This window comes from Scrofimicrobium sp. R131 (assembly GCF_040256745.1).
In the GTDB taxonomy this organism is placed as follows: Bacteria; Actinomycetota; Actinomycetes; order Actinomycetales; family Actinomycetaceae; genus Scrofimicrobium; species Scrofimicrobium appendicitidis.
Window position 1 is genome coordinate 658,245 of the sequence record NZ_CP138335.1, and the last position, 17,298, is coordinate 675,542.

General features: G+C 64.1%; 19 protein-coding genes. 18 read left to right on the forward strand and 1 reads right to left on the reverse strand.

Annotated elements, in window-relative coordinates:
- Window positions 1-16: 16 nt before the first annotated feature.
- The 18 genes from prfA to SAC06_RS03185 all read left to right on the forward strand — a co-directional run bounded on the left by prfA (window position 17) and on the right by SAC06_RS03185 (window position 16,589).
- Window positions 17-1,117 carry a peptide chain release factor 1 gene (gene prfA / locus SAC06_RS03100; protein ID WP_350258756.1) on the forward strand — a complete coding sequence of 367 codons (1,101 nt, stop codon included), beginning with the start codon at window positions 17-19 and terminating at the stop codon, window positions 1,115-1,117.
- Complete coding sequence (locus SAC06_RS03105) at window positions 1,114-1,962, forward strand: HemK/PrmC family methyltransferase (protein ID WP_350258757.1); 849 nt, start codon at window positions 1,114-1,116, stop codon at window positions 1,960-1,962. Before prfA ends, SAC06_RS03105 begins: the two co-directional genes overlap by 4 nt.
- A gap of 9 nt (window positions 1,963-1,971) precedes the next feature.
- Entirely contained in the window at window positions 1,972-2,577 is a 606-nt protein-coding gene (locus SAC06_RS03110; RefSeq protein WP_350258758.1) for an L-threonylcarbamoyladenylate synthase, read from the forward strand.
- 5 nt (window positions 2,578-2,582) lie between these two features.
- Window positions 2,583-3,935 (forward strand): undecaprenyl/decaprenyl-phosphate alpha-N-acetylglucosaminyl 1-phosphate transferase, encoded by a 1,353-nt coding sequence (locus SAC06_RS03115; protein WP_350258759.1) that lies wholly within the window; start codon window positions 2,583-2,585, stop codon window positions 3,933-3,935.
- The gene (locus tag SAC06_RS03120) at window positions 3,932-4,345 is read left to right on the forward strand and encodes a hypothetical protein (RefSeq protein WP_350258760.1); all 414 of its coding nucleotides are present in this window, start codon (window positions 3,932-3,934) and stop codon (window positions 4,343-4,345) included. Before SAC06_RS03115 ends, SAC06_RS03120 begins: the two co-directional genes overlap by 4 nt.
- A gap of 276 nt (window positions 4,346-4,621) precedes the next feature.
- Window positions 4,622-5,500: a F0F1 ATP synthase subunit A gene (atpB, locus tag SAC06_RS03125; RefSeq protein ID WP_350258761.1), complete on the forward strand. Its 879-nt coding sequence runs from the start codon at window positions 4,622-4,624 to the stop codon at window positions 5,498-5,500.
- 56 nt (window positions 5,501-5,556) lie between these two features.
- Complete coding sequence (gene atpE / locus SAC06_RS03130; protein ID WP_350258762.1) at window positions 5,557-5,760, forward strand: ATP synthase F0 subunit C; 204 nt, start codon at window positions 5,557-5,559, stop codon at window positions 5,758-5,760.
- Window positions 5,760-6,329 (forward strand): F0F1 ATP synthase subunit B, encoded by a 570-nt coding sequence (locus SAC06_RS03135; protein ID WP_350258763.1) that lies wholly within the window; start codon window positions 5,760-5,762, stop codon window positions 6,327-6,329. Before atpE ends, SAC06_RS03135 begins: the two co-directional genes overlap by 1 nt.
- Window positions 6,330-7,145 carry a F0F1 ATP synthase subunit delta gene (locus tag SAC06_RS03140; RefSeq protein ID WP_350258764.1) on the forward strand — a complete coding sequence of 272 codons (816 nt, stop codon included), beginning with the start codon at window positions 6,330-6,332 and terminating at the stop codon, window positions 7,143-7,145. It abuts the gene before it with no gap.
- Window positions 7,146-7,179: 34 nt separating this feature from the next.
- Window positions 7,180-8,811 (forward strand): F0F1 ATP synthase subunit alpha, encoded by a 1,632-nt coding sequence (gene atpA / locus SAC06_RS03145; RefSeq protein WP_350258765.1) that lies wholly within the window; start codon window positions 7,180-7,182, stop codon window positions 8,809-8,811.
- Between the two features lie 3 nt (window positions 8,812-8,814).
- The gene (locus SAC06_RS03150) at window positions 8,815-9,735 is read left to right on the forward strand and encodes a F0F1 ATP synthase subunit gamma (RefSeq protein ID WP_350258766.1); all 921 of its coding nucleotides are present in this window, start codon (window positions 8,815-8,817) and stop codon (window positions 9,733-9,735) included.
- 12 nt (window positions 9,736-9,747) lie between these two features.
- The gene (gene atpD / locus SAC06_RS03155) at window positions 9,748-11,190 is read left to right on the forward strand and encodes a F0F1 ATP synthase subunit beta (RefSeq protein ID WP_350258767.1); all 1,443 of its coding nucleotides are present in this window, start codon (window positions 9,748-9,750) and stop codon (window positions 11,188-11,190) included.
- Complete coding sequence (locus tag SAC06_RS03160) at window positions 11,187-11,453, forward strand: hypothetical protein (RefSeq protein WP_350258768.1); 267 nt, start codon at window positions 11,187-11,189, stop codon at window positions 11,451-11,453. Before atpD ends, SAC06_RS03160 begins: the two co-directional genes overlap by 4 nt.
- An 18-nt stretch (window positions 11,454-11,471) precedes the next feature.
- Entirely contained in the window at window positions 11,472-11,879 is a 408-nt protein-coding gene (locus SAC06_RS03165; protein WP_350258769.1) for a DUF2550 family protein, read from the forward strand.
- 139 nt (window positions 11,880-12,018) lie between these two features.
- The gene (locus SAC06_RS03170) at window positions 12,019-13,368 is read left to right on the forward strand and encodes a purine-cytosine permease family protein (RefSeq protein ID WP_350258770.1); all 1,350 of its coding nucleotides are present in this window, start codon (window positions 12,019-12,021) and stop codon (window positions 13,366-13,368) included.
- A 13-nt stretch (window positions 13,369-13,381) separates the two neighbouring features.
- Entirely contained in the window at window positions 13,382-14,266 is an 885-nt protein-coding gene (locus tag SAC06_RS03175; protein ID WP_350258771.1) for a polysaccharide deacetylase, read from the forward strand.
- Entirely contained in the window at window positions 14,263-15,246 is a 984-nt protein-coding gene (locus SAC06_RS03180) for an asparaginase (protein WP_350258772.1), read from the forward strand. The genes SAC06_RS03175 and SAC06_RS03180 overlap by 4 nt, the downstream gene beginning before the upstream one ends.
- 50 nt (window positions 15,247-15,296) lie before the next feature.
- Window positions 15,297-16,589: an HNH endonuclease signature motif containing protein gene (locus tag SAC06_RS03185; RefSeq protein ID WP_350258773.1), complete on the forward strand. Its 1,293-nt coding sequence runs from the start codon at window positions 15,297-15,299 to the stop codon at window positions 16,587-16,589.
- Here the strand turns inward: SAC06_RS03185 and SAC06_RS03190 are convergent.
- On the reverse strand, window positions 16,581-17,213 hold the full coding sequence (locus SAC06_RS03190) for a GntR family transcriptional regulator (protein WP_350258774.1): 633 nt from the start codon (window positions 17,211-17,213) through the stop codon (window positions 16,581-16,583). The genes SAC06_RS03185 and SAC06_RS03190 overlap by 9 nt on opposite strands.
- Between the last annotated feature and the right edge of the window lie 85 nt (window positions 17,214-17,298).

The window sequence follows — 17,298 nt, forward strand, 5'->3', positions numbered from 1 at the left end:
GCTGTGAAAGGCACCCATGTCCTCCTCTGATGAACTGCAAGCGGTTGAGCCGCTGCTGACCGAATACCACGAACTTGAACAGCTCCTGTCTGACCCGAACCTGCACAACGACCAGGCCCGGGCCCGGCAGGTGGGGCGGCGCTACGCCGAACTGGGCCAGGTGGTCCGAGCGGCCGAAGAGCTGCGCCGGGTAGAAGAGGACCTGGCGGCGGCCCGCGAACTGGCCGATGAGGACGCCTCCTTTGCCGAGGAGGCCACCGAGTTGGCCGCTCGGCGCGAGGAAGCCCACCAGCGGCTGCTGCGGATCCTGGCTCCGCGCGACCCCGACGACGCCTGCGACGTGATCCTGGAAATCAAGGCCGGTGAAGGCGGGGACGAATCCGCCCTCTTCGCCGCCGACCTGGCCCGGATGTACCTGCGCTACGCCGAGCAGAAGGGCTGGTCGGTGACCGAAATGTCCGCCAACCACACGGACATGGGCGGCTACAAGGACATCACCCTGGCCATTCGCGCAAAAGGCAACCCGGCGCCCGAAGACGGGGTCTGGGCCCACCTGAAATACGAGGGCGGCGTGCACCGCGTCCAGCGGGTGCCGGTGACCGAATCCCAGGGGCGGATTCACACCTCCGCGGCCGGGGTGATGGTCATGCCCGAACTGGAAGTGGACGACGAGGTCGAGATCGACATGAACGATCTGCGGATCGACGTCTACCGGTCCTCGGGCCCCGGTGGGCAGTCGGTCAACACCACCGACTCGGCCGTCCGCATCACCCACGTTCCGACCGGAATCGTGGTCTCGATGCAGAACGAGAAGTCGCAGATTCAAAACCGGGCGGCAGCCCTGCGGGTGCTGAAAACCCGGCTGGCCGCGGAAGCGAAAGCCCAGCGGGAAGCCGAAGCGTCCGCCCAGCGCCTATCCCAGGTGCGAACCGTGGACCGCTCGGAGCGGATCCGGACCTACAACTACCCGGAAAACCGGATCGCCGACCACCGGACCGGGTTCAAAGCCTACAACTTGGACCAGGTGCTGGAAGGCTCCCTTGAACCGGTGATCCAATCCGCCATTGAGGCGGACGAGGCGGCCCGACTCGCCGCGGCGGGCGCCGGCAAGAAGTGAGCTCCCGACCCGGACCCGCCCCCCTGACAGGGCTGCTCCGGTGGGGAACGAACCAGCTTCGCCGCGCGGGAAAACCCGAGCAGGAAGCCCGCTGGCTTCTGGAGTGGGCCCTGGGCGTGGACACGCTGCTGCGCGCCCAGCCCGAGGTGGGGGCTCGGGCGGCTGAGCGCTACCGGAGCGCCATCGCCCAGCGCCGCGCCGGCTTCCCCCTGCAGCACATCACCGGCACCATGCAGTTTCGGAGCCTAACCCTGCAGGCTGGTCCCGGAGTGTTCGCGGTCCGACCCGAAACCGAGCTGCTGGTGGAGGTGGCCGACGTCCACCGCGGCGACCTGGTGGTGGACCTCTGTGCCGGCTCGGGCGCCATCGGCCTGGCCGTGGCCGCCGAACACAGCGGGGTCGAGGTGATCGGAGTGGAACTGTCGCCGGTGGCCGCCGCCTATGCCCGGCGCAACGCTGACCAGGTGAGCCTCGCCCCGGGCAGCAGCTACCGCCTCGTCCAAGGCGACGCTACCGTAGCCCTGCCCGAGCTGGACGGTCAGGTCAACCTGGTCCTGACCAACCCGCCCTACGTACCCGGCACCCCCGCCCTGACCGGCGAAGTCCTGTTCGACCCGGAAATGGCGCTCTACGGCGGTGGGGAAGACGGACTGGTCCTGCCGCGCGGAATCGCCCGGCGTGCACGGCGCCTGCTGGCCCCCGGCGGCCAACTACTAATGGAACATGACGAACGCCAGGGACCGTCCCTGTGCCGAATTGCTGAAGAGCTGGGGTTCACGGACCCGCAGACGCTGCCCGACCTGACCGGTCGCCCGCGCTTCCTGTCCGCCCGCGTCCCCGCCTGAGGAGGGCAGATGAACGCAACAGAATCAACCCGCGCCGGCCAGCTAATCGTGCTGCCAACCGACACCGTCTACGGGATTGGGGCCAACCCGTTCGACCAGGAGGCTGTCACCCGGCTGCTGGCCGCGAAGGGGCGCAGGGAAACCATGCCGCCTCCGGTCCTGTTTGCCCGGGCTGACGAGGCGCTGGCAGTGGCCGACTGGGGCCGAGTGGGGGAGCGGGCCGCTCGCGCCGCCGCCCGGCTGGCCCAGCGGTACTGGCCCGGCGCACTCACCCTGATTGTGCCCACCTCCGCCGAGTTTGGCTGGGATCTGAGTCTGCGCGGCCACACGGTGGCGGTCCGGGTGCCCGACCAGGACCAGACCCGCGAACTCCTGGCCGAAACGGGGCCGCTCGCGGTCACCTCGGCCAACCTCACCGGCGAGCCGCCGGCCCTCACCATTGAGCAGGCGCGGGCATATTTCGGGGAGAAAGTCTCCGTCTACCTGGACGGTGGCCCCGCCCGAATCGGGGAGGCCTCCACGATCATCGACTGCTCCCAGTGGCCACCCCAGCTCGTGCGAGCCGGGGCGCTAGACTGGGAGGAAATCGCCCGCGACCTGGGAAGTCTGACCTAGCCAAAATGCGCACCTACCTGCTGCTGATGTTCATCGCCATGGGGGCAACCGTGTTGCTCACCCCGGCGGTGCGGCGGCTGGCACTCTCTTTCAACGTGCTCACCCCCCTGCGTGAGCGGGACGTCCACATCGTGCCCACCCCCCGGATGGGCGGGGTTGCGATCACCCTCGGGTTTGGTTTGGCGCTGCTGCTGGGGGCTCAGGTCGGATACCTGCAACCCATCTATGAGGGTGGGGTCATCTGGACCGTCCTGATCGGTGCCCTGGCCATCTGCCTGCTGGGGGCGGTCGACGACGTCTGGGAACTGGACTGGATGGCCAAACTGGGTGGGCAACTGATTATCACCGGCTGGATGGCCTTCAACGGGGTGCAGCTCATCAGCTTCCCGGTGTTCGGCCTGACCATCGGATCCGCCCGGCTTTCAATCGTGGTGTCGGTCCTGGTGATGGTGACGGTAATCAACGCGGTCAACTTCATCGACGGGCTGGACGGGCTGGCTGCCGGGGTGGTCGCGATCGGGGCGGCCTCGTTCTTCCTCTACTCGTACCTGCTGTCGCGCCTGATGAACGCCCAGACCTACGCCACCGCCGCCGCGGTGATCATGATTGCGCTGGTGGGGGCCTGTATCGGGTTCCTCTGGTTCAACTTCCACCCCGCCTCGATTTTCATGGGGGACTCGGGGTCAATGGTGCTGGGCCTGGTGATGGCTGCCGCCGCCATCATCGTGACCGGGCAGGTCAACCCCGCGGTGTTGGGGGACCAGGCGGCGCTGGCGGCGCTGCTGCCGGTCCTGTTGCCGCTGGTGGTGGTGGCCATCCCGCTGGTGGATCTGGTTTGGACCGCCGTTGGGCGCCTGCTGCAGGGCAAGAGTCCGTTCGTGGCCGACCGGACTCACCTGCACGACCGGCTGCTGGACCTGGGACACTCCCACCGGGGTGTGGTGGCAATTCTGTACGCCTGGACGGCGCTCGCGGCCGGGGTGGGGGTGGCGCTTCTGCTGTTCCCACCGGGCCAGGTGGTTGCGGTGGCGGGGGCCCTCAGCGTGGTCCTGATTCTGGCCTCGCTCTACCTGCTGCCCGGGGTGGGCCGGCGCTGGGGTTGGCGGCGCTCGACCACCCGGGGGATTGGCGTTCCCGGGGGACCGGTCCTGGTTGACGACGGGATTGAAGTTATTTCCCGCCCACAAATTACTTGGAAGCAGACTTTTGCGGCGGGGCTGGCGCGGCCACCCGCCGAGCCGGTGCCGCCTCGGCCGGTCCGTGAGCCGGCTCCTGAGCCCGCGGCTGAATCCGCGCCCAGGGCAGTCCCCGTCATCTGGCCCAGCCTGCACGACCCCGAACGAAAGGACCCCCAATGAGAACCGTTGGGATGGAGCGATTCCGGAAGTCCACTTTGGCCCGGCTGCGAAACGCCTACCTGGCCCTGGTTGTCCTGGTGATCCTGGGCGCCTTCTTCCTGCCTGACCGGCCGATTGTTTCCGCCCTGGTCGGGGTAATCAGCGCGGGTCTGATTATGGGCACCAGCGCCTACACCCTGAACCAGATGGTGAAAGCCGAGCATATTGGGCTTGGCTGGTTGATGATCGACTACCTGGTCAAAATCGCGGTGGCGGCCGGCGCGGTGTTGCTGACGAAGTACGTCTTCCACGACGACCCGCTCCTGGTGGCGATTGCCGTGATTGCGGCGGCTGTCTTTACCGCCATGGTGCCGGTGATGGCGGCGCAGGCGGGAGCCCAGGTCGGGATGACCGACGAGGATCACCTGTAGGAGGCCGGCCTGTGGCCGTGAGCAACCGGTCACTGTTTGGCGGACAGATCAAGAATTCCTGCAGGTCAGGACGGATTAGTTGTTTCCAACTGTTGCTGTGTTTGAGGCCTTTACCACTCTCATCTTCCCCTGGCCCTCAGATCGGGAACTGATATCATGACTTGAGATCAACACTTTCAGGGGTAATCCCGCGCCGCTGGGTCGCTGCGGGGAGCTCCACTTGATTCATGAGGGGGAATCCTGTCCGCCATCGACACCGCCGCGAGCACGACGGATATGGAGAAGCCCAAGCGACGCTACCCACTGTGGTGGTGGGTCGGCTTGGTCGCCATCGTTGTCATCATTGCGCTGACCGCGATTCCGGGCTTTTGGGAGACCGGCCGCGCGCCGGGCAACTCGATCCACTCTCCGGGAATGGGTGATTTCTTCCCCGAAACTCTGATTTGGGACGAGACCGCTTTTGAGTTCAACCGGCTGACGCTGGCTCGGTTGCTGGTGGCGGTGGTGCTCTCGGCGATCCTCGTGACGGTGGCCCTGCGGGCCAAGCTGGTTCCCGGTCGGGGTCAGGCAACCGTCGAGTTCTTGGCCGAGTTTGTTCGGAAGAACATCGGGATTGAGCTGCTGGGACACGAGCGGGGTCGCAAGTACGCGGTCGCTCTGGGAACCATCTTCTTCGGTGTGCTCGGGATGAACCTGACCGGCGTCATCCCCGGCATCAACATAGCGGCCTCATCGGTGATGTCGGTGCCGCTGGTGTTCGCGGTCTTCGCCTACGTCACCTTCATCGGGGCGGGGATCAAAGCCCGCGGTGGGTTCCGATTCTTCAAAGAGCAGCTGTTCCCGCCGGGGGTCCCCTGGCCGGTCTACATTCTGATCACCCCGATTGAACTGTTCTCTACTTTCGTCGTTCGCCCGGCCACGTTGGCCGTCCGTCTGCTGTCCAACATGATTGCCGGACACATGCTGCTGGCGATCACCTATTTTGGCACCCAGTCGATGGTGGTGGCCGCCGGCGGGATGAAGCCTCTGGCCATTTTGACCTTCAGCGGCTCCGTCGTCCTGACCCTGTTCGAGCTGTTTGTGGCAGCGCTGCAGGCCTACGTTTTCACCATCCTCACTGCCGTCTACATCAAGATGTCAGTCGAGGCTCACTGAGCGACACCTCGGCGCTCAAACCAAGTAACAGAAACCAATAACAAAGGAAAACAAATATGACCGGCTCTATTGCGACCATCGGTTACGGCCTCGCCACCCTTGGCCCCGGCATCGGCATCGGTATCCTGGTGGGCAAGACCCAGGAAGCCACCGCCCGTCAGCCTGAGGTTGCTGGACGACTGTTCACCAACATGATCATCGGCGCCGCCCTGGTGGAGGCCCTTGGTCTGATCGGCTTCGTCCTCGCCCTGATTTCCTAATGAACACTGTCGTATTTGCCGCGGAGGTACCGGTGGAACCGGATGGTCTTTCGATTGTCCTGCCGCCGCTGTACGAAATCTTCTGGTCGGCGATCATCTTCCTGATTCTGTGGCTGGTGCTCGGTTGGGCTCTGCCCAAGATCTACCGGGTGCTGGATCAGCGTCAAGAGCAGATCGAGACGGGTCTTCAGGCGGCCGACACCGCCAAGGAAGAGGCGGCCCTGGCTCAGCGGGAGCGGCGCGAGATTGTGCGCGCGGCCAACGAAGAGGCTCGGGAGATTCGGGAGCGCGCGGACCAGGATGCCAAGCGCATTGTCCGGGAAGCCCGCGTCGAGGCCACGGCCGAGGCGCAGCGCATCACCGAAAACGCCACTCGCCAGATCGAAGCGGACCGCAAGAGCGCAGAACTAACTTTGCGCCGCGACGTGGGCGAACTGGCCACCGAGTTGGCTGAGAAGATCATCGGGGAACAGTTGAAGGATCGTGAGCTTTCCACTCGCGTCATCGACCGTTTCATGGATGAGCTGGAAGCGGACCTCAAGACCACCACCGCAGGAGTTACCAAGTAAATGAGCGCTGAGCAGCAGACCAATCAGACGGCCGCCGAGCAGACCCTCCTGGATGCGCTGACCTCCGAGGTTCTCAGCGACCAGGCGGGACGGCAGCTTTTTGACCTGGCCGACCTTTTGGACCAGGAAAAGAGTTTGCTGCGCGCCCTCACCGACCCCGGTCGGAGCAGTGCGGACCGGCAGGCGCTGGCCCGGAACCTGCTGCAGGATCGGGCCGTCACCCCGGTGGTGAACGCGCTGGTGCAATTGGCCGGACAGCACTGGTCTCGCCCGGATACCTTCCGGAAAACCGTGGAGGACCTGGGCGTTCGGGCCATCCTGCACGGCGCGAAGTTCGCGGGTGAACTCAGCCGGGTTGAGGACGAGCTGTTTGCCCTCAACCAGTTGGCGAGCCTGGAACGGGAACTGCGGATCCGGCTTTCTGACGTGGGTGGAACTAACGACGAGGAGCGGCAGGCCATCACCGACCGGCTGCTTGCCGGCAAAGTGGCCGACCCAACCCTGGCGCTGGTCAAACGAGCGGTCCACATCTCTGGGCGGGGCCGGCTCCTCCAAACTCTGCGTCACTTCGCCGAGCGGGCGGCCCAGGCTCACAACGCCCAACTGGTGACCGTGGCTACCGCTACCGAGCTAACTGATGCTCAGTTGGCTCGCTTGCGCGATTTGATCAAAACTCAAGTGGGCGGCGATATTTCCTTGGCCGTTTCGGTTGAGCCCGATCTGATCGGCGGCTTCCGCATCAACTATGGGGATGAGGCGGCGGACTCGTCGATCCGCTCCGAGCTGGGAGCTGCCCGGCGCGCCCTGACTCGCTAACAACATACACACTGACAACGATTAGGACTGGTTTATGGCTGACCTCGGGATTCGCCCGGAAGACATCAGGGCTGCGCTTGACTCCTACGTGGATTCCTACGAGCCCGCAAGCACCGCCGCCGAAGAGGTGGGGTATGTAACTGAGGCCGCGGACGGCATTGCCCGGGTCGAAGGACTGCCCGGTGCCATGGCAAACGAACTGCTTCGCTTCGCCGACGGAACACTGGGCCTGGCGTTGAACCTGGACCCCCGCGAAATTGGCGTGGTGGTGTTGGGTGGATTTGACTCCATCGAAGAGGGGCAGGAGGTGCGCCGTACCGGTGAGGTTCTCTCCGTTTCCGTTGGGGACGGGTACCTGGGCCGCGTGGTTGACCCCCTCGGCCAGCCGATGGACGGGCTGGGCGAAATCACCGACATTGACGGACGCCGTGCGCTGGAACTGCAAGCTCCCGGCGTGATGGACCGCAAGTCGGTGCACGAGCCGCTCCAGACCGGCCTCAAGGCGATTGACTCGATGATCCCGATTGGGCGCGGTCAGCGTCAGCTGATCATTGGCGACCGGCAGACCGGCAAGACCACCATCGCGATCGACACCATTTTGAACCAGAAGGCCAACTGGGAGTCCGGTGACCCCCAGAAGCAGGTGCGCTGCATCTACGTGGCCATCGGACAAAAGGGCTCCACGATTGCCTCTGTCCGACAGACCCTAGCCGATGCCGGGGCGCTGGACTACACGACCATCGTGGCTTCCCCGGCCTCAGACCCGGCCGGCTTCAAGTACCTGGCTCCCTACACCGGCTCGGCCATTGGTCAGCACTGGATGTATGCCGGCAAGCACGTGCTGATCGTCTTCGACGACCTGTCTAAGCAGGCCGAAGCCTACCGCGCAGTGTCGCTGTTGCTGCGCCGCCCGCCGGGGCGCGAAGCCTACCCGGGCGACGTCTTCTACCTGCACTCCCGGCTGCTGGAACGCTGCGCCAAGCTCTCCGACGAGCTCGGTGGCGGTTCGCTCACCGGCCTCCCGATCATCGAGACCAAGGCCAACGACGTGTCGGCCTACATTCCGACCAACGTCATCTCGATCACCGACGGGCAGATCTTCTTGCAGTCGGACCTGTTCAACGCCAACCAGCGTCCGGCAGTCGACGTCGGGATCTCCGTGTCCCGCGTTGGCGGTGACGCCCAGATCAAGGCGATGAAGAAGGTGGCCGGCACGCTGAAGCTGACCTTGGCCCAATATCGGTCGATGGCCTCGTTTGCCATGTTTGCCTCCGACCTGGATGCGACCACCCGGAAGCAACTGGTCCGCGGCGAGCGGCTGATGGAGCTGCTGAAGCAGGCCCAGAGCTCGCCCATGCCGGTGGAACAGCAGGTGGTGGTGATCTGGGCCGGGTCGAACGGGTTCCTGGACGATCTGGAACTGAGTCAGGTGCTGCCGTTCCAGGACAACCTGCTGGACTACGTGGGGGCCCACTCGAACGTGTTGGCGACCATCGCCGAAACCGGGCTGCTGACCGATGAGACCGAGGCAGAGCTGCGCCGGGTCGTCACCGAATGCCACGACGTGTTCGTCGACGCGGCCGGCGAGGCGGACGCGGGTGCGGTTGAGGCCGAACGGACCGAAGAGACTATTGCGGTGGGCAAGCGCCGCAGCGACCAGGACTAGGTCATGGCGGGACAACAAAGGATCTACAAGCAGAAGATCCGCTCCACCGAGACCCTGGCGAAGGTGTTCCGGGCGATGGAGATGATCGCTGCTTCCCGCATTGGCACGGCTCGGCGCCGGGCCACGGAAGCGGACCCGTACACCGCTGCGCTCACCCGCGCGGTCGCGGCCGTTACCGTGCACGGCCGGGTCGATCACCCGATCACCCAACCCCGGAAAGACACCAACCGGGTGGCCGTGCTAGCGGTCGCCTCGGACCGGGGAATGGCGGGAGCCTACTCGGCCACCATTTTGCGTGAGACCGAGCGGCTGCTGCAGGAGCTGCGCGAAGACGGCAAGGAACCGGTCCTGTACGCGTCCGGGCGGCGCGCCGTCCAGTACTTCAACTTCCGGCACGTGCCGATCAAACAGTCCTGGACTGGGGAATCGGACAACCCGGACAACGAGATGATGGACGAGGTGGCCCAGACCCTGCTGGACGCCTTCCTGGACCCAACCGACGGGGTGGCGGAGATTTATCTAGTCTTCACCCGCTTCAAGTCGATGGTGACCCAGGTGCCCGAGATCCGGAAAATGCTGCCGCTGACCGTGGTGGACACGCGGCAGATTCCCGGCGTCGACGACTCGGATCGTGAGTTCAAAGAGGATGACGCCTACCCGGAGTACGAGTTCATCCCCTCGGCGCGGGAAGTGCTCAACCAGTTGTTGCCGCTTTACATTCGGGACCGGATTCGTTCCGCCATGCTGATGGCGGCCGCCTCCGAACTTGCTTCGCGCCAGCAGGCGATGCACACCGCGAACGAGAACGCGAACGAACTGATCACCGACTACACCCGTTTGGCCAACGCGGCGCGCCAGGCGGACATCACCCAGGAAATCACCGAGATCGTGTCCGGGGCTGACGCCCTGACACAGCAGGCATAGCAGAGGACCAAAATGGCAGAAAATGACAAGAAGCTCGCGGAGGGGCGCGTGGCCCGCGTGGTCGGCCCCGTCGTGGACGTGGAGTTTCCCCCGGATGCAATCCCTGCGCTCTACAACGCGCTGCTGGTCGAACTGGACCTGACCGGTCAGGGCGAGGGTGAGGGCAAGACCACCATGACCCTCGAAGTGGCCCAGCACCTCGGGGACAACCTGGTCCGCACCGTCGCGCTGAAGCCCACCGACGGGCTCGTGCGGGGGCAGGCCGTGACCGATACCGGCTCGCCCATCACGGTGCCGGTGGGTGACATCACCAAGGGGCACGTGTTCAACGTGACCGGTGAGTGCTTGAACTCTGATACCCCGCTGGAAATCAAGGAGCGGTGGCCGATTCACCGCGATCCCCCTCACTTTGACCAGCTCGAGGGCCAGACCAAGATGTTCGAAACCGGCATCAAGGTGATCGACCTGCTCACCCCCTACGTGCAGGGTGGCAAGATCGGCCTGTTCGGCGGCGCCGGGGTGGGCAAGACCGTGCTCATTCAGGAAATGATTCAGCGCGTGGCCCAGGATCACGGCGGCGTGTCCGTCTTCGCCGGGGTGGGGGAGCGGACCCGTGAAGGGAACGACCTGATCCACGAGATGGAAGAGGCGGGCGTCTTCGACAAGACCGCCCTCGTGTTCGGCCAGATGGACGAGCCGCCAGGGACCCGGTTGCGGGTGGCCCTGACCGCGCTGACCATGGCCGAGTACTTCCGGGACGAGCAGAAGCAGGACGTGCTGCTGTTCATCGACAACATCTTCCGGTTCACCCAGGCGGGGTCCGAGGTGTCGACCCTGCTAGGGCGGATGCCCTCTGCGGTGGGTTACCAGCCGAACCTGGCTGACGAGATGGGCCTGCTCCAAGAGCGGATCACCTCGGCCGGCGGCCACTCGATCACCTCGCTGCAGGCGATCTACGTGCCTGCTGACGACTACACCGACCCGGCTCCGGCCACCACCTTCGCCCACCTGGATGCGACCACCAACTTGGCCCGCGAGATCGCCTCGCGCGGTCTCTACCCGGCCGTGGACCCGCTCGCCTCCACCTCGCGAATCCTGGACCCCAAATACGTGGGCGAGGACCACTACAACGTGGCCACCCGGGTCAAGCAGATTCTGCAGAAGAACAAGGAACTGCAGGACATCATCGCGATCCTCGGGGTCGACGAACTGTCCGAAGAAGACAAGATCACCGTGGCGCGGGCCCGGCGGATCGAGCAGTTCCTGTCGCAGAACACCTACATGGCGGAGAAGTTCACCGGCGTTCCCGGCTCCACCGTGCCGCTGTCCGAAACGATCGAGGCCTTCCGCCGGGTCGCCGACGGGGAATACGACCACATTCCCGAGCAGGCGTTCTTCAACATCGGCGGGATTGAAGACCTCGAGCGCAAGTGGCACGAGCTGCAGAAGCAATGAGCAAGCGGCTGAGCATCGAGGTCGTCAATCGGACCTCCACACTGTGGGAGGGGGAAGCCGACTACGTGTCGATTCCCGCTCTGGACGGCCGACTGGGCGTATTGCCGGGCCGGCAACCCGTGCTGGCGGTGCTGAATACCGGCAACGTCGAGGTGCGGGGGGCCGACCCCGGCGGGGAAGTCAACATTTCAGTCAGCGGCGGATTTGCTTCCGTGGACGATGACTTTGTTACGGTGGTAGTCGACGAAGGTACGGTGATCTAAAGAAAGGGGAGAAGCCTAATGACCTGGTTAGTGCTGATTCCCGTTCTGATCTTGCTGGTGGGCCCGGGCGGATTTCTGCTGGGACGGATTTACGTCCTCAGTCACCGCCTGGGCTCATTTCGCACCCTGCTGCGCGTGATTGATCCAAAGGAGCCTTCGCACGACTCCGGTTGGATGCGCGGGTATGCCCGTTACGGGCGCTCCAATATGGCTTGGTCCGGGTTAGTTCGCTTTCGAGTGACCCCGGACCTTTTGCTTGCCCGCACTTCGCTGGAGCTGGTGGAGCAACCCCGGCACCATCCGACGATGGGGACCTCGGTGCTGCACCTGCGCGACGGCGACTGTGAGTACGAGATGGTGCTTTCGACCGGGGATTACGAGGGCGTGATCTCCTGGATCGACTCGGCGCCCCCGGGGATCAGCTAGCAGTTTGTCCAGATGGCGATCAACGTTGACGTGACGCGTGCAACATATATGATATATCGCAAGCAGCGATGCTGCGCATCCCAACAACGAAAGTGAGCACACAATGGCGTCTCCACCTGTTAATGACCATCAGGAGTACATGCTGGAATCTGTCCCCCGGACCGCCCGTCGAAGCACCTGGGGCATCGCCGCTATCTGGGTCGGCTTCGGCTTCGTCGTCACCGGGCTGGTGGTGGGCGGGCAGTTAGCCGGCCAGGGCGGGACCGCCGGAATGCCGATGGGTCAGGCGTTCCTGACCGTGGCGGCCGGGGAACTGTTCCTATTCATTCTGACCATTCTGCTGGGCATCCCCGCGATGGCCACCGGATTCAACCTGGCGATGCTGGCGCGCTTCTCTTATGGCCGAGTTGGGATGGTGGTCCCGATGGTGGTGATGGCGCTGCTGACACTGGGCTGGTTCTCCTCCATTCTGGGGATGATTGGCGACGTCTGGGGAGTGCTCCTGGGGAGCCCAACCGGGGTGACCGTAATTGACCCGGCGGTGCTGGGTCGGCCGGGGATTGCTCCGATCAGCTTGGAAGTGGTCTTGAGCTGCCTGGTATTCGGCGCCCTGTTCACCTGGACCGCCTACCGCGGAATTTCTGCGATTGAGAAAATCGCGCTGCCGGTCGCGCCCTTCGTTTTGATCGTTTCCCTGGTAGTGGGGATCGCGATGGTGAAGGACTTCGGCGGGTGGGACGCGGTGGTGGCCGAGTCAAACACCCGGTCCGGGTTCGGGTTCGGTTCCGGTCTGACCCTCGTGATTGGAGCCTGGATCGCCGGGGCCATCATGGGTCCAGATATTATGCGATTCGCCAAAAACCGGAAGGCAGTGCTGATTGGGGCGGCCGCCTGCTTCATCATCACCAACCCACTGCTGAACGTGGTTGGTTATATTGGGACGATTGCTACTGGCGATGCGAACTTCGTCAACTGGATGTACGTCCAGGGTGTCTTTATTGCGCTGATCGGGGTGCTGGTCTGGACGGTGTCTTTGTGGACCACCAACAACTCTGAGCTGTACAGCAACTCGCTCTACACCGGTGCTGGGATGAACTCGGTCGGCTGGAATGTCCGTCGGACGTCCATAGTGCTAGTGGTGGGAATCATCGGAACGATCCTGGGTTCCCTCGGTTTCTATCAGCTGTTCTTCGCCGACTTTATCACCGTGCTGGGGGCAGCCTTTGTGCCGTTGGCCGGCCCGATCATTGCCGACTACTACCTGCTCCGCAAATCTGTGTACACGGATGCCAACCTGACCCGTCAGCGGCCGGTACGCTGGACAGGTGTGGTGTCATTCTTGTTGGGCGCGGTCTGTGGCATCGTCTTCCAGTATTTCCTGCCGTTGCCCGGTGGGTTCTCCGCCGGCGTGGCCGCCCTGATTGTCACCCTGGTGGTTCACGTTGGACTGCACTACCTGCTGCCCGGAGTGCGGGCAGAAGACCGTTAGCTAGGAGCACGTCATGAAAGAAATTAAAGTATGCGTGGGGGTGCACGTCGACGCGGTCGCCGGTTGGCTGGGCTCCTATGAGGGGCAGGACTCGCCCAACGATATTCAGCGCGGTATGTTCGCCGGTGAAGTCGGGATGCCGCGGGTGAGACAACTCCTGCAGCGGCGCGTCTTGCCGGCCACCTGGTTCATCCCGGGGCACTCGATCGAAACCTTCCCGCAAGAGACTGAAGATGTCGCGGCGGCCGGGTTCGAGATTGCGGTCCACGGTTACAGCCACGAGAATCCGGTGGCGATGTCACCCCAGCAGGAGGCGGACGTGCTGGGGCGCTGCGTCTCCCTGATTGAGAAGTTCACCGGATCCCGGCCGAAAGGGTACGTGGCCCCCTGGTGGGAAATGAGCGAGTACACGGCTCAGCTCCTGCTGGACAATGGGTTCTCATACGACAACTCGCAGTCGTACCACGACTTCCTGCCGTTCTACGCCCGGGTGGGAGACACCTGGACCAACGTGGACTACAGCAAGGAAGCTAGCGAGTGGATGAAGCCCCTGGTGCGCGGGCACGAGGTGGACCTGGTCGAGATCGCGGCGAACTGGTACGTCGATGACCTGCCGCCGATGATGTACATCAAGGGGTACCCGAACTCGCACGGGTTCGTCGCCCCGCAGGTGATCGAGCAGCTGTGGAAGGACCAGTTTGACTGGATCTACCGGGAGATGGACTACGCGGTGTTTCCGTTTACCATCCACCCGGACGTTTCTGGCCGTCCTCAGGTGCTGATGATGCTGGAGCGGGTGTTCGACCATATCGACCGACACCCTGGGGTCCAGTGGTGCACCTTCGCCGAGGTGGCGGATGACTTCCGTCAGCGCTTCCCGTTTGAGGCGACCCGGTGAGCCCACGCGTAGCCCTGGTGACCCTCGGAGGCACAATTTCCATGACCAAGGGGGCCGACAATCCCGGGATTGTCCCCACCTTGGGGGCGAAGGAGTTGGCGGCCAGCCTGCCCGACCTCGGTGAAGTTGAGGTGGAGTTACACTCGCTGGAACGGGTGCCCTCCGCCTCGCTCACCACGGAGGTCCTGTTGCAGGTCCTGGCTGAGTGCCGGGCAGCAGTTCAGGCCGGCGCGGCCGGAGTAGTGATTACTCAGGGGACCGACACGATCGACGAGACCTCGTACTTCTTTGATCTGCTTTGGGACCTGCCGGCGCCGCTGATTGTCACCGGGGCTATGCGATCTCCAGATGAGCCGGGCTCAGACGGACCGGCCAACATGCGCGATGCGATCCTGGTGGCAGCCGAGCCGGCGGTGCGCGAAATAGGGGTCCTGGTCGTGATGGCCGGAGAAATCCATTTGGCCCGCACTGTGGAAAAGTCTCATACCAGCTCAATTTGCGCCTTCGCCTCCCCGGGGGAAGGGCCGGTGGGTCACGTGGTCGAGGGGCAGCTTCGGCTCCACTATCGGCCGGTGGAGGTGTTCCCGAGTCTGCCTGAACCCAAGGGGGTGTTTGTCCCCTTGATCGAGGCGGTACTGGACGACGACGGGCAGCTGATTGAGGCGGCCCTCGCCGGCGGTGCGGTGGCCCTGGTCGTGGCTGGATCAGGGGCGGGACACGTTTCCTACGGGACAAGAGATCGGCTGGCTGCGGCGCTTGATCGGGGGATCCCAGTCATCCTGACCAGCCGAACCGGGTCGGGCAGCGTCCTCACTAGGACGTACGGGTACCGTGGGGCTGAGATCGACCTGCTGTCATTAGGGGTGATCCCAGCGGGCTTCTTGTCGGGGCGCAAAGCTCGCCTGCTGGCTCGAGTGGTGCTGGGATCCGGAGGGTCAGTGGAGGACTTGCGGAGGGAAGTGCTCGCCCGCGGAGCATAGTTATCCACACCCCTTGCGGGCAGGCTGGTCTCCTCGACCACAATAGAGGGATGACACTCTCGCAGCTCAGCGATCAAGACCTGCTGGACCTGGTGGCTCAAACCGGGAAGCTCCAGCGGGAGATCGACGCGCGCTTGGTTGAGCTTACGCAGGAAGTTCAGGAGCGGTGTGCGCGGGAGATCAGCCTGGCCCATCAGGTGGGGTGCCGGGATGCGACCGACGTTTGGAGCCGGTTTGCCCTGAGCGCGCCGGCCGCCACCAAAAGCCGGGTGCGCCTGGCCCGCCAGCTGATGCCCCGCCTCGACCAGGAGACGGGTGAGAAACTGGGGCCAGCTTTTCCCCACACGGCCCACGAGTTCAGCCAAGGAAACCTAACCAGTAACGCCGCCAAAGTCATCGTCAACTCACTTCGCGACTTGCCGGAAGGGGAGGAACGGGAACTGGCGGAACAGGTGCTGGTTGCCAGCGCTGCCGGCTACGATCAGGACGGGCAGCTGGTTCCGGCATTGGCGCTCAGCTTGCCGGAGCTGCGCACCCAAGCTGAAACATGGCGTCGGAAGCTGGATGCTCCCAGTCGGACAGAGACGTTCGAAACCCGACGGGTCGACCTGGTGGAACTGGAGAACGGCATGTTCCGACTGTCGGGCGTGCTGGTTGCCGAGGGGGCCGCGGTCTTCACCGGGCTGTTTTCCCAAATTGCTAATCCAAAGTTGGCTGGGGACGAAGAGGATCCGCGCACTCCCGCCCAGCGCCGCCACGACTCACTCATCGCAATCGGGAAGGCAGCTGCCGACTCCCCGGCGATTCCCAAGCGCAACGGGCAACCTTTCACCGTCATCGTGCAGGTGGAGGCAGAGGACGTTGCGGCTGGCCGGGGTGGCTACATCCACGAGAGCAGACCCACCCTGATCGACCAGGCGGAGCTGCTGCACGCGGCCTGCGGTGCCAGCTTCCAGTTCGTGGCCCAGGGAGACAACGGGCAAATTGTCGAGCTTGGAAGCCCGGAACGCGTCTTCACCCCGGTTCAGAGGGCGGCGATTGCAGCCAGAGATGGTGGGTGCGTGATTCCCGGATGTAACACGGAGGCCGCCTGGTGCGAAATCCACCACGTGACCGAGTGGGCTCGAGGAGGCCCAACCCACGTGAGCAACGGAGCGATGCTCTGCTGGTACCACCACCGAAATCTAGGCAGCTCCGGCTGGAAAATTCGAATTGAGGACGGGATCCCCTGGTATTGCGCTCCTGAAGCGCTGGACCCGGACCAAAAGTGGCGGGCAACCCAGCCGGTCCATGCGGTTGCGACCCGCCTCATCCGGAAATGTCGGCGAAGACAGTCAGCTTAGTCCCTTCCTGAGAGCCTCCAGCGTCGAAGTCAGGTGTGCGTGCCCGACTTCGATGGCTGTGGCGAGATCGCCCGCGTCGAACGCGGAGAGCAGCTGAAAGTGCTGCGCGTTGGAGTCCTTGATTTGGGCTGGCCATTTTCGAAGTGACAGGGCCACGTAGGGTGCTGCTGCCGCCTCGAGCATCTCGGTGACCCGGGCTGTCCAGGAATCGTCGTAGCTCAACAGTGTGCGGTGAAACTGCTGGTTCAGGTAGGTGAACTCGATGATGTCGTGGGTGGTGTCCATCTGACGGCATAGGGACAGCGCCTGTTGTGAAGCTGACTTGGTGAACTTCTCGATGGACTTCTCCATCTGAAGTGGTTCTACCCGCAAGCGCATGGCGTAGATCTCCTCGGCGCCGGCCAAACTCAGTTCGCTGACGGTGACGTCTCGGTGCGGGGTGACGTTCAGCAGCCCCTCCTGCTCCAAGCGGCGGATTGCTTCGCGTACCGGTGTCACTGAGATTCCCAGCGCTTCAGCCCATTCGCTTTGGTACACGCGTGCCCCGGCCGAGAGTTGGCCAGAGATGATGGCTGTTCGGATCGCCGTGTAGGCATGCTCAGCCTGGGTCACGGGGACCGACATGCGCGCAACACTACTGGGAATCTGAGTCACAATCTGCCATCTCTACGTTGGGATGCCCTGAGTATAGAACGAGAGCGGCTCAGCA